The 472-nt window shown below is 45.8% G+C and carries 1 pseudogene; it reads left to right on the top strand.

Annotation, left to right across the window (positions count from 1 at the left end):
* Window positions 1-472 (top strand): annotated as a pseudogene (locus QVP40_RS13465) (PolC-type DNA polymerase III); the annotation flags it as partial.

Genomic DNA, 472 nt, shown 5'->3' on the forward strand with positions numbered 1-472 from the left:
TCTGGAAATCCAGCCCCTGGGAAACAATGCCTTTATGATCGCCAGTGACAAAAATGATACCGTAAATTCAGAGGCAGACCTGATTGAGCTGAACAAAAAAATCGTAAAGCTGGGCGAGCAGTTTAAAAAGCCAGTGGTGGCAACCTGCGACGTTCATTTTATGGATCCTCAGGACGAGATTTACCGGCGCATTATCATGGCGGGAAACGGATTTTCTGATGCGGATAATCAGGCACCTCTTTATCTTCGTACCACAGAAGAGATGCTGGAGGAATTTTCCTATCTGGGAAGCGAAAAGGCAGAAGAGGTTGTGATTACCAACACCAATAAGATTGCTGACATGATTGAAAAAATATCGCCTATCCATCCGGATAAATTTCCGCCGGTGATCCCAAACTCCGATCAGGATCTCCGGGATATCTGCTTTAAAAAAGCCCACGAGATCTACGGAGAGAAGCTTCCGGGAATTGTG

The sequence above is a fragment of the Blautia sp. CAG:257 genome (assembly GCF_000433815.1).
GTDB lineage: Bacteria > Bacillota > Clostridia > Lachnospirales > Lachnospiraceae > Blautia_A > Blautia_A caecimuris.